Origin of the sequence: Nocardia sp. NPDC058114, from assembly GCF_042884695.1 — a bacterium.
GTDB lineage: Bacteria > Actinomycetota > Actinomycetes > Mycobacteriales > Mycobacteriaceae > Nocardia.
Genome location: NZ_JBHVTK010000001.1, coordinates 83,405 through 95,707 on the forward strand (window position 1 = coordinate 83,405; position 12,303 = coordinate 95,707).

General features: G+C 68.9%; 7 protein-coding genes and 1 riboswitch. Of the genes, 5 read left to right on the forward strand and 2 right to left on the reverse strand.

Features of this window, described 5'->3' with window-relative positions:
• Position 1 precedes the first annotated feature (1 nt).
• The gene (locus ACFVVI_RS00380; protein ID WP_378626319.1) at positions 2–1,426 is read right to left on the reverse strand and encodes a short-chain fatty acyl-CoA regulator family protein; all 1,425 of its coding nucleotides are present in this window, start codon (positions 1,424–1,426) and stop codon (positions 2–4) included.
• Between the two features lie 353 nt (positions 1,427–1,779).
• Here ACFVVI_RS00380 and ACFVVI_RS00385 point away from each other — a divergent pair, with 353 nt between their 5' ends.
• From ACFVVI_RS00385 to ACFVVI_RS00395, 3 genes are read left to right on the forward strand one after another with little or no spacing between them, the layout of a single operon-like run.
• A complete protein-coding gene (locus tag ACFVVI_RS00385) occupies positions 1,780–3,303 on the forward strand; it encodes an MmgE/PrpD family protein (protein WP_387444394.1) in 1,524 nt (507 codons plus the stop codon).
• Positions 3,303–4,217: a methylisocitrate lyase gene (gene prpB / locus ACFVVI_RS00390; protein ID WP_387442098.1), complete on the forward strand. Its 915-nt coding sequence runs from the start codon at positions 3,303–3,305 to the stop codon at positions 4,215–4,217. Before ACFVVI_RS00385 ends, prpB begins: the two co-directional genes overlap by 1 nt.
• Positions 4,218–4,221: 4 nt before the next feature.
• Complete coding sequence (locus tag ACFVVI_RS00395; RefSeq protein ID WP_387442100.1) at positions 4,222–5,364, forward strand: bifunctional 2-methylcitrate synthase/citrate synthase; 1,143 nt, start codon at positions 4,222–4,224, stop codon at positions 5,362–5,364.
• 85 nt (positions 5,365–5,449) lie between these two features.
• Here the strand turns inward: ACFVVI_RS00395 and metE are convergent, their stop codons facing one another.
• Positions 5,450–7,720 (reverse strand): 5-methyltetrahydropteroyltriglutamate--homocysteine S-methyltransferase, encoded by a 2,271-nt coding sequence (gene metE / locus ACFVVI_RS00400; protein ID WP_378992395.1) that lies wholly within the window; start codon positions 7,718–7,720, stop codon positions 5,450–5,452.
• A 136-nt stretch (positions 7,721–7,856) separates the two neighbouring features.
• Positions 7,857–8,054, reverse strand: a riboswitch (cobalamin riboswitch).
• A 290-nt stretch (positions 8,055–8,344) separates the two neighbouring features.
• Here metE and ACFVVI_RS00405 point away from each other — a divergent pair.
• Positions 8,345–11,743 (forward strand): pyruvate carboxylase, encoded by a 3,399-nt coding sequence (locus ACFVVI_RS00405; RefSeq protein ID WP_378992132.1) that lies wholly within the window; start codon positions 8,345–8,347, stop codon positions 11,741–11,743.
• A complete protein-coding gene (gene rsmD / locus ACFVVI_RS00410; protein ID WP_387442104.1) occupies positions 11,740–12,303 on the forward strand; it encodes a 16S rRNA (guanine(966)-N(2))-methyltransferase RsmD in 564 nt (187 codons plus the stop codon). Before ACFVVI_RS00405 ends, rsmD begins: the two co-directional genes overlap by 4 nt.

A 12,303-nucleotide genomic window follows, 5' to 3' on the forward strand; every position in this document is an offset into this window, starting at 1 on the left:
GTCAGCGAGGTAGGCGCGGGTACGGCAGGTCGGTGCTGGTGTGTTCGGTCACCGACAGTGGCCGCCCGATCTGCGGGAACGCGCGCTGCGGGCACGACGGACGCTCGCACACCTTGCACCCGGCCCCGATCGGCACCGCCACCTGCGGATCGTCGAGCTGCAGCCCCTGCGAATACACCAGCCGGTCGGCGTATTCGATGTCGCAGCCGAGCCCGATGACGAAGTTCTTCGACGCCGCCCCGAACCCCTGCGCGGCGGCGGGGGTGGTGCGCGCGATCCACAGGTACCGGCGCCCGTCGGGCATCTCCGAGATCTGCGTGAGGATGCGTCCGGGGTGCGCGAATGCCTCGTGGGTGACCCACAGCGGGCAACTGCCGCCCACCCGGGAGAAGTGGAACGCGGTGGCGGACTGGCGTTTCGAGATATTGCCGGCCCGATCGGTACGCACCAGGAAGAACGGCACGCCGCGCTGACCCTGCCGCTGCAGGGTGCTGAGCCGATGGCAGACCGTCTCGAAGCCGACTTCGAACCGCAGTGCGAGCAGGTCGACGTCGTAGCGCAATTCCTCGGCCGAGCGCAGGAACCGGCCGTAGGGCAGGATCAGCGCACCGGCGAAGTAGTTGGCCAGCCCGACCCTGGCCAGGGTGCGCGATTCGCCGGTGAGCGCCCGGGATTCGGCGAGCACGTTGTCGATCTCGCGGCCGTAGAGCAGCAGGCCGAGGGTGGTCGCGATCTGGAAGGCGCGCTGCCCGGGGCGCAGTCGCCTGGCCAGGGTGAGGGTTCGGGTGTCGGGGTCGTAGTGGCGTTTCGGGATGGCCGGGTCGGCGCCGTCGCCGCGGACCAGCACCGTGACGCCGGCGCGTTCCTCGGCGATCCTGGCCAGCTGACGATCCAGCGAGCCGATGCTCAGACCGGATTCCTCGAACAGTTGCTCGGCGGCATGGTCGAGGGTCGAGATGTGGTTGCGGTGGTCGTAGAAGAAGTCGCGCACGTCCTCGTACGGCATGGGGGTGCCCGGCGCGCCGGCCGGTGTGTCGACGCGCGAGGACAGCAGGTCGAGCTGGTCGGTCGCCGCGCGCAACCGCCGGTGCATCGCGATGACGATGCGCGCCACCTCGGGCAGCCGGGTCGCCAGTTCCTCGACCTCGGTGATCGGGGCGGTGTCGCCGCCGCCCGCGGCTTCCACCAGTACCTCGTGCAGGTCCGAGACCAGGCGCGCGTCGGAGTCGGCGGCGAAGAACTGCACGTCCAGATCGAAGGTCGAGTTGAGTTTCAGCAGAACAGGAATGGTCAGCGGGCGCTGATCACGCTCGAGCTGATTGAGATAGCTGGGTGAGAGGTCCAGCGACTTCGCGAGCGCTGCCTGGGTCATCCGCCGTTCTTCGCGCAGCCTTCGTAGCCTGGCCCCCGCGTACATCTTCCGCACGTCGCAGATCCTAACGCGACCTGTTCGCAATGTTTGCTCAAAGTGGCGAATGCCTCGGGAGAAGTCCAGTCCCGCAAGGGATTTTACCTGTGTCTACCCGTGCGTAACATGCGAAGTCGCGCTCGGTGGCAGAGGCGGGCTCGCGTGCGGCGACCGCATTATCGCCGAGGGCCGCCCGCGCGTTCTCTGCGTGGTTGCCGGGAGAATCAACCATAGCGCTTCGGTATCACCGATCCAGCGATGATCGTCAATCTTCGCAATAGTTGCTGATTTGTCGTCCATCGCACGCAAAAATACGCTTGTTCAGCCCGTTTTCAGCGATAGATCCAGTGCGTAGCGTGCGAACCATGGCAATGAAAACCCATATCGTTCGCAGCGTCGGGGCCGCCGAGGACTTTCCGCGGTCACAGCATCTGGCCACGCTGATCGCCGAGGTGGCCACCGATCCGGTGGCGGTGACCGGCGAGGTCACCGACATGATCGTCAACCGCATCATCGACAACGCCGCCGTGGCCGCGGCGTCGGTCCTGCGCGGTCCGGTCCGCACCGCCCGCGCGCAGGCGGCGGCCCATCCACTGTCCGCCGCCTCGCCACGCCACGGGGCCACCGTCTTCGGACTGCCCGGCGGGCAGCGATTTTCACCCGAGTGGGCGGCGTGGGCGAACGGGGTCGCGGTGCGCGAGCTCGACTTCCATGACACGTTCCTCGCGGCGGAGTACTCGCATCCGGGCGACAACATCGCGCCGATTCTGGCCGTCGCCCAGCACATGGGCCGGTCCGGCGCCGAGCTGATCCGCGGGCTCGCCACCGGCTACGAGATCCAGATCGACCTGGTGCGCGCGATCTGCCTGCACGAACACAAGATCGACCACGTCGCTCACCTCGGCCCGTCGGTCGCCGCGGGCATCGGCACGCTGCTCGGCCTCGACACCGAGACCATCTATCAGGCCGTCGGCCAAGCAGTGCACACCACGACCGCCACGCGGCAGTCCCGCAAAGGCGAGATCTCCAGCTGGAAGGCCTACGCCCCCGCGTTCGCCGGGAAGATGGCCGTCGAGGCGGTCGACCGGGCGATGCGCGGTGAAGGCGCCCCCGCACCCATCTGGGAGGGCGCCGACGGTGTGATCGCCTGGTTGCTCGGCGGCACCGATGCCGAGTACCCGGTGCCACTGCCGACTCCGGGCGCGGCCAAGCGCGCCATTCTCGACAGCTACACCAAGCAACACTCCGCCGAATACCAGAGCCAGGCCCCGATCGACCTCGCCCGCCGACTGCGCGAGCGGATCACCGACACCGCCCGCATCACCTCGATCGTGCTGCACACCAGCCACCACACGCACTACGTGATCGGCACCGGATCCGGCGACCCGCAGAAGTTCGATCCGCATGCCAGCCGCGAGACCCTCGACCACTCGCTCCCTTATATCTTCGCGGTCGCCCTCCAGGACGGGACCTGGCATCACGAGCGCTCCTACGCGCCCGAGCGCGCCCAGCGACCCGACACGGTGGCGCTGTGGCGCAAGATCTCCACGGTCGAGGATCCCGAGTGGACGCGCCGCTATCACGCGACCGATCCGGCCGAGAAGGCCTTCGGCGCCCGTGCCGTGGTGACTCTCGACGACGGCGAGGTGATCGTCGACGAACTCGCGGTCGCCGACGCGCATCCACTGGGCGCGCGGCCGTTCGCGCGCGAGCAGTACATCGAGAAGTTCCGCGTCCTCGCCGACGGTGTCGTGACGCCCGCCGAGCAGGACCGTTTCCTCGATGTTGCCCAGCGCACACAGGAACTCGGCGCGGGGGAGCTCGATCAGCTGAGCTTCACCGTCGACCCCGCGCTGTTCGACCGGCTGCCCGCCGCACGGGAAGGACTGTTCTGATGACTGTTTCCGGACTGCTCGCCGCGCACACCACAGCCGCGCAGAAGCGCGCGAGTTTCCGCGCCGGGCTGGCCTCAGGTCGCTTGCAACGACTGCCAGGAGCGGTGAACCCGCTGGTGGCCACACTGATCCAGGAGCTCGGATTCGACGGCGTCTACGTCTCGGGCGCGGTGATCTCGGCCGAGCTGGCACTGCCCGATATCGGCCTGACCACGCTCACCGAGGTCGTCGAGCGTGGCCGCCAGATCGCCCGCGCCACCGATCTGCCCGTCCTCATCGACGCCGACACCGGCTTCGGTGAACCGATGAACGCCGCCCGCACCGTGACCCTCCTGGAGGACGCGGGCCTGGCAGGCTGCCATCTGGAGGACCAGGTCAACCCGAAACGCTGCGGACATCTCGACGGCAAGGCGGTCGTCGACACCGCCGAGATGGTGCGCCGGATCCGGGCCGCCGTGGCGGTGCGCCGCGATCCGGACTTCGTGATCTGTGCCCGCACCGACGCACGCGCGATCGAGGGTCTCGACGCGGCGATCGAGCGGGCAAGAGCCTACGTCGACGCGGGCGCGGACCTGATCTTCACCGAGGCGCTGGCCGAGGAGGCCGAGTTCGCGAAGTTCCGCGCCGCCGTGGCTGTCCCACTGCTGGCGAACATGACCGAATTCGGTAAGACGCCGCTGCTGAGCGCGCGGACACTGACCGATCTCGGCTACAACGCGGTGATCTATCCGGTCACCACGCTGCGCCTGGCGATGGGCGCGATCGAAGACGGTCTGCGCGAGATAGCGACGGCTGGAACACAATCGGCGCTGCTGGACCGGATGCAGCACCGGTCTCGGCTCTACGAACTGCTCGGCTACCGGCACTACAACGCATTCGACTCCGGCATCTTCGACTTCACAGTGGGTGAGTGACGCCATGACCAGTGGACACACAACGCAACCCGCCATCGCCAAGGGCTTGGCCGGGGTGGTGGTCGACACGACGAGCATTTCCAAGGTCGTCGCCGAGACCAACTCGCTGACCTACCGTGGCTACCCGGTCCAGGACCTGGCCGCGCGCTGCGGTTTCGAGGAGGTCGCCTACCTGCTCTGGTACGGCGAACTCCCCGACGACAGTCAGCTGCGACTGCTCTGCCAGCGTGAACGCGCCCAGCGCCGGATCGACCGGTCGGTGCTCGCCCTGCTGGAGAAGATGCCGCAGACCTGCCACCCGATGGACGCGGTCCGTACGGTCGTGAGCTACCTCGGCACCGAGGACGCGGCCTCCGAGAGTACGAGCGAGCGCGAAAGGCTCGACGGCGCACTGCGATTGACCGCGCTGCTGCCGACGGTGATCGCGACGGCGATGCGCAGGCGCCGGGGGCTCGACCCGATCGCACCGCACTCCCAGCTCGGATTCGCCGAGAACTTCCTGTACATGTGTTTCGGTGCGGTACCGGATCCGCGGATCGTGCGCGCGTTCGAGATCTCGCTGATCCTCTACGCCGAGCACGGATTCAACGCGTCGACCTTCGCCGCTCGCGTGGTGACCTCCACCGGCTCGGACTCCTACAGCGCCATCACGGCGGCGATCGGCGCCCTGAAGGGACGATTGCACGGCGGCGCCAACGAGGCGGTGATGCACACGATGCTCGAGATCGCCGATCCCGCGCACGCGCAGGCATGGATCGCCGAAACCCTCGGCGCCAAGCGCAAAGTGATGGGCTTCGGGCATCGCGTGTACCGCAACGGCGACTCCAGGGTGCCGACGATGAAGGCGGCCCTCGACGAGGTCGCGGCGGTGACCGGAGGACAGCAGTGGGTCCGCATGTACGACGAACTCGCCGCCGCGATGGCCGAGAAAACCGGCATAGCGCCGAATCTCGACTTTCCGGCAGGGCCTGCCTACTACCTGATGGGCTTCGACATCGAGATGTTCACGCCGATCTTCGTGATGAGCCGGATCACCGGCTGGACCGCGCACATCGCCGAGCAGTCGGCCGCCAACGCGCTGATTCGGCCGCTGTCGGAGTATCGCGGCGTGGCCCAGCGTGCGGTTCCGGTCGCCAGGGCGAGCTGATCCGAACCACTGCCCCGGACGGAAATCTCCGTCCGGGGCAGTGGTCTGTGTGCCGCTCACCGTCGCGGTGCTCAGCTCCCGTCGGTCAGCGCAGCGCCGCGGCGGCCGTCACCAGATTGCGTAGCGACGCCTCGACCTCCACCGGTCCGCGGGTCTTCAGGCCGCAGTCCGGATTCACCCAGAGTCGTTCGGCCGGAACGGCTTTCAGCGCCGCGGACAGGGAGATCGTGATCTCCTCGACCGACGGCACCCGCGGCGAGTGGATGTCGTAGACGCCAGGCCCGACACCGAGCGCGAACCCGGCCGCGTTCAGATCGTCGAGGACCTCCATGTGCGAGCGCGCCGCCTCGATCGAGGTGACATCGGCGTCCAGGCCCGCGATCGCCGAGATGACCTCACCGAACTCCGAGTAGCACAGGTGGGTGTGCACCTGGGTGGTGTCGGCGACGCCCGCGGTGGCGAGGCGGAACGAGTCCACCGACCACCGCAGGTAGGCAGGCTGTTCGGCCGCGCGCAGCGGCAGCAGCTCGCGCAGGGCGGGCTCGTCGACCTGGATGATCCGCGCGCCCTGGGCTTCCAGGTCGAGCGTCTCGTCCCGGATGGCGAGCGCGACTTGGCGGGCCGAGTCACCCAGCGGCTGATCGTCGCGGACGAACGACCACGCCAGGATGGTCACCGGGCCCGTGAGCATGCCCTTGACCGGCTTGGTGGTCAGCGACTGGGCGTATCCGATCCACGACAGTGTCATCGCCGCGGGCCGGGTGACATCGCCGAACAGGATCGGCGGACGCACGCAGCGGGTGCCGTAGGACTGCACCCAGCCCGCCTCGGTGACGGCGAAACCGTCGAGCAGTTCGGCGAAGTACTGCACCATGTCGTTGCGTTCGGGTTCACCGTGGACCAGCACGTCGAGACCGAGCTCTTCCTGCAGGGTGATCACGTCGGCGATCTCGGCCCGCATCCGCCGCACGTACTCGGCCTGGTCGATCTCGCCCTTGCGCAGCGCGGCACGGGCCAGCCGGATGGTCGAGGTCTGCGGGTAGGAGCCGATGGTGGTGGTCGGCAGCACCGGCAGGTCGAGGTGATCGCGCTGGCGGGCGCGACGCTCGTCGGCGGGGGAGCGGGTCAGGTCGTTCTCGTCGAGCGCGGCCAACCGGCCGCGGACCTGGTCGTTGTGCAGACGCGGATCGGTCCGGCGTGAGTCGGCGGCGGCGCGGGCCGCGGCCAGCTCGTCGGCGACCGCGTCGACGCCCGCGGTGAGTGCGGTGGCCAGGACGCGCACCTCGCCGACCTTCTCGGTGCCGAAGGCCAGCCACGAGCGCAGCCGCTCGTCCAGCCCGGTCTCGGGAGTCAGCGAATACGGCACGTGCAGCAGCGAGCACGAGCTCGACACGGCCACCGCGTCGGCGCTGCCGAGCAGGGTGCCCAGGGTGCCGAGGGCAGCGTCGAGGTCGGCGCGCCAGATATTGCGGCCGTCGACCACACCCGCCACCACCAGTTTGCGGGACAGGGTGGGCAACGCCGCGACCGCCGAGAGATCGGCGCCCGCGGTGACATCGAGGGCGACACCCTCGATCTCGGTGTCGGCCAGCACCGCCAGGGCGGCATCGGGGTGCCCGAAGTAGGTCGCGACCAGGATCGCGGGCCGGTTCTGCGCGGCCGACAACGCGCTGTAGGTCTGGCCGACCAGGGCGAGCTCCGCCTCGGTCAGGTCGGTGACCAGCACCGGCTCATCGATCTGTACCCACCGCGCGCCCGCGTCCGCCAGCCGGGCCAGCAGGTCGAGATACAGCGGCACCAGCTCGGGCAGCCGCTCCAGTGCGGCGCCGTCGACGGCTTTGGCCAGCTTCAGGAAGGTGATCGGACCGATCACCACCGGCCGTGCGGGGACCCCCAGCTCGATCGCCTCGTCGAGTTCGGTCAGCAGCTTGCCCGGATGCAGGGAAAAGGTGGTGGCCGCGTCGATTTCGGGCACCAGGTAGTGGTAGTTGGTGTCGAACCACTTGGTCATCTCCAGCGGAGCGATCGTGTCGGTGCCGCGCGCGGCCGCGAAATAGCGGTCGAGCGGATCGGCGATTCCGGCGACCCGCACTGGCAGTGCGCCCAGCAGTTCCGCGGTGTCGAGCATCTGGTCGTAGTAGGAGAAGGTGCCCACCGGCACCGAATCCAGTCCGGCCGCGGCGAGTTCGGTGAGCTGGGCGCGACGGAGCTGGCGGCCCACTGCGTGCAGGTGCGCGGCATCGGCGCGGCCCGCCCAGTAGGACTCGGTGGCGCGCTTGAGTTCCCGGTTCGGACCCACTCGCGGTAGGCCGAGAACCGTTGCGGTGAAGGGGGTATGCGAAACAGTCACGGAGATTCTCCAGTGTGGTGCGGGGAGAGCCGCCGCCTTTTCGCGGGCACACGCCACACGGCCGACAGAGTCGCGAAAGAACACGACAGGTCGGTATCGGTGGTCCGCGCGCCCGATCCACGAGGCGGTGGCCGCCGGATACGGCGTATCCGGCACAGTCGGCAGGTCTTCGGACTCGCGGGCACCGGTCGTGTGATCGACCGACCTACTGGCCGTCGCTTCCCAGGCGTGCAGCCCAGTGCTGATGACGGCGGTCGTTCCTGCTCACCGCTGCGGGACAGTCCCGGATTCTCACCGGGTTCCCTCTCACCCGGTGCGGAACATGATCCGCACCCGGGTTTCGACGCCTACGCGGGAGGTCGGGGCTCCGACTCTTCCACCGCGCACGCGAACCAGCTGCCTGCCCAGCATAGGCCCTCGGCGGGGCCATGGGTCACCGCCCCATCCGGTACACGGCCGTGACCTGCGGTTGCGCCCACGTTGTCCGTGCGCACCGCGCACCGCTGCGCACGGTGAGATGTGACGGCCCGATGAACGCAACTTCGCAGGTAGGCAGGTGTGCGGTGTGAAGATTGCTGCGAAGCCACCTTGCGTGTCCGGCCCCGGCTCGTGGCCGGGTACCGTAGGCCAATGTTCTCGAAAGTCTTGGTCGCAAATCGTGGTGAGATCGCTATCCGTGCCTTCCGCGCGGCCTACGAACTCGGCATCGGAACGGTCGCGGTGTTCCCGCACGAGGATCGCAATTCCGTCCATCGCCTGAAGGCTGCCGAGTCCTATCAGATCGGCGAAGAGGGTCATCCCGTTCGCGCGTACCTGTCGATCGAGGCGATCATCGAGGCGGCCAAGAGCGCCGGCGCCGACGCGATCTACCCCGGCTACGGCTTCCTGTCGGAGAACCCCGACCTCGCCGCGGCCTGTGCCGCCGAGGGCATCACCTTCATCGGCCCCACCGCCGAGATCCTGGAGATGGCGGGCAACAAGGCCACGGCCATCGCGGCGGCGAAGGCGGCCGGACTGCCGACGCTGAAGTCCAGCGAGCCCTCGGCTGATATCGACGAATTGCTCACCGCCTCGGCCGAACTCGAATACCCGATCTTCGTCAAGGCCGTCGCCGGTGGTGGTGGCCGTGGCATGCGCCGGGTCGCCGCGCCCGAGCAGCTGCGTGAGTCGATCGAGGCCGCGTCGCGCGAAGCGGAGTCGGCGTTCGGCGATCCGACGGTGTTCCTCGAGCAGGCGGTGGTGAACCCGCGCCACATCGAGGTACAGATCCTGGCCGACCAGCACGGCAACGTCATGCACCTGTTCGAGCGGGACTGTTCGCTGCAGCGTCGCCACCAGAAGGTGATCGAGCTCGCGCCCGCCCCGAACCTGTCACCGGAACTGCGCGAGCGCATCTGCGCCGACGCGGTGGCCTTCGCCCGCCAGATCGGCTACATCAACGCGGGCACCGTGGAGTTCCTCCTGGATGAGCGCGGCAACCACGTGTTCATCGAGATGAACCCGCGCATCCAGGTGGAGCACACGGTCACCGAGGAGATCACCGACGTCGACCTGGTGCAGTCGCAGCTGCGCATCGCGGCGGGCGAATCCCTCGCCGACCTGGGGCTGAGCCAGGAGACGGTGCAGATTCGCGGCGCCGCCCTGCAGTGCCGCATCACCACCGAGGACCCGGCCAACGGCTTCCGCCCCGACACCGGCCGCATCACCGCCTACCGCACCCCCGGCGGCGCGGGCATCCGCCTCGACGGCGGCGCGAATCTCGGCGCCGAGATCGGTGCCTACTTCGACTCGATGCTGGTGAAGCTCACCTGCCGTGGTCGTGACCTGCCCGCCGCCGCCGCGCGCGCCCGCCGGGCGCTGGCCGAATTCCGTATCCGCGGCGTGACGACCAACATCCCGTTCCTGCTGGCGGTGCTCGACGACCCCGATTTCCAGGCGGGCCGGGTCACCACCTCGTTCATCGACGAGCGCCCCGAACTGCTCACCTCGCGCGGCTCGGCCGACCGCGGCACCAAGATCCTGACCTATCTGGCCGACATCACCGTCAACAAGCCGAACGGCGACCGCCCGACCACGGTGTACCCCTACGACAAGCTGCCCGCTGTCGACCTCACGCTGCCGCCGCCGGACGGCTCGCGCCAGCGTCTGCTCACTCTCGGCCCGGAGGGTTTCGCGAAGGCCCTGCGCGAGCAGAGGGCACTCGGCGTCACCGACACGACCTTCCGTGACGCACACCAGTCGCTGCTGGCCACCCGCGTCCGCACCAACGGTCTGCTCGGTGTGGCGGGTCATGTCGCGCGGCTGACCCCCGAACTGCTCTCGATCGAAGCCTGGGGCGGCGCGACTTACGATGTGGCACTGCGGTTCCTGCACGAGGACCCGTGGGAGCGCCTGGCCGCGCTGCGCGAAGCCGTGCCGAACATCTGCTTGCAGATGCTGCTGCGCGGTCGCAACACCGTGGGCTACACGCCCTACCCCGAACAGGTCACGCGCGCTTTCGTTTCCGAGGCCGCCGCCACCGGTATCGACATCTTCCGCATCTTCGACGCGCTCAACAACGTCGACCAGATGCGCCCGGCGATCGACGCGGTCCGCGAAACCGGTACCGCCATAGCCGAAGTCGCGCTCAGCTACACCGGCGACCTGCTCGACCCGAACGAATCGCTCTACACCCTCGACTACTACCTGAAGCTGGCCGAACAGATCGTCGACGCGGGCGCGCACGTCCTCGCGATCAAGGACATGGCCGGTCTGCTGCGTGCCCCCGCCGCCGCGAAACTCGTGACCGCACTGCGCAGCAACTTCGATCTGCCGGTGCACGTGCACACCCACGACACTCCCGGCGGCCAGCTGGCCACCTATCTGGCGGCCTGGCAGGCCGGGGCCGACGCGGTCGACGGTGCGTCCGCGGCCATGGCGGGCACCACCTCACAGCCCGCGCTGTCGGCGATCGTGGCCGCCACCGCGCACACCGATCGCGACACCGGCCTGAACCTGCAGAACGTGTGCGATCTCGAGCCGTACTGGGAGGCGCTGCGCAAGGTCTACGCGCCGTTCGAGTCGGGTCTGCCCGCGCCGACCGGTCGGGTGTACACCCACGAGATCCCGGGTGGTCAGCTGTCGAACCTGCGTCAGCAGGCGATCGCGCTGGGTCTGGGCGACCGGTTCGAAGAGGTCGAGGCCAAGTACGCGGCCGCCGACCGGCTGCTGGGTCGCCTGATCAAGGTGACTCCGTCGTCGAAGGTCGTCGGTGATCTCGCGCTCGCCCTGGTCGGCACCGGTGTCGACATCGAGGACTTCGCCGCCGACCCGGGCCGGTACGACATCCCCGATTCGGTGATCGGCTTCCTGCGCGGTGAGCTCGGTACCCCGGCCGGTGGCTGGCCGGAGCCGTTCCGCAGCAAGGCGCTGGCCGGGCGCAACGAGCCCAAGCCCGAGACCCCGCTGAGCCCGGCGGATCAGAAGGCCCTCGACGGCTCGTCCGCCGAGCGTCGCGCCACGCTGAACCGGCTGCTGTTCCCCGGCCCGACCGCCGAGTTCAACGCCCACCGCGAGAAGTACGGCGACACCACCGGGCTGTCGGAGAACCAGTTCTTCTACGGCCTGCGCCGCGGCGAAGAGCACCGCGTGCAGCTGGAGAAGGGCGTCACCCTGCTCATCGGCCTCGAGGCGATCTCCGAGCCGGACGAGAAGGGCATGCGCACAGTCATGTGCATCATGAACGGGCAGTTGCGCCCGGTCGCGGTGCGTGACCGGTCCGTCGCCTCGGAGGTGCCCGCGGCGGAGAAGGCGGACAAGAACAACGCGGGCCACATCGCGGCACCGTTCGCCGGTGTGGTCACCCTGGCGGTGTCCGAGGGCGACGAGATCCACGCCGGCGACACGGTCGGCACCATCGAGGCGATGAAGATGGAAGCGGCCATCACCGCGCCGCGCGGTGGCGTGGTGGGCCGGATCGCGACCACCAAGGTGGCCCAGGTCGAGGGCGGCGACCTGCTGGTGGAACTGGTCGCACGCGAGTCGGAATGACACGCATCGTCGCGGGTGTGGCGGGCGGGCGGCGCTTGAAGGTGCCGCCCGCCGGTACCCGCCCTACCTCCGATCGGGTGCGTGAAGCGCTGTTCAGCGCGATCGACGCCCGCCTCGATCTGGACGGGACGCTGGTCCTGGACCTGTACGCGGGCTCGGGGGCGCTGGGGTTGGAAGCGCTGTCGCGCGGGGCGCAGCGGGCGCTGCTCGTGGAGTCCGATCGCAAGGCGGGCGAGGTGGTGCGCGCCAATATCGCCGAGCTCGGTCTGCCCGGTGCCGAACTGCGGCTCGGCAGTGTGTCCTCGGTGCTGAAACAATCCGCGCCGAGGGCCTACGACGTGGTGTTCTCGGATCCGCCCTACGACGTGAGCACCGAGGACGTGATCGCCGACCTCACCGCGCTGGCGAACAACGGCTGGCTCGCGCCGGAAGCGCTGGTGGTGGTGGAACGGTCGAGCCGCTCACCCGAGATCACCTGGCCCGCAGGCTATGTGGCGTTGAAGACCCGCAAATACGGGGAGACCAGAGTCGAGCTCGCCGAGTTCGGTGCTAGCGTCTGA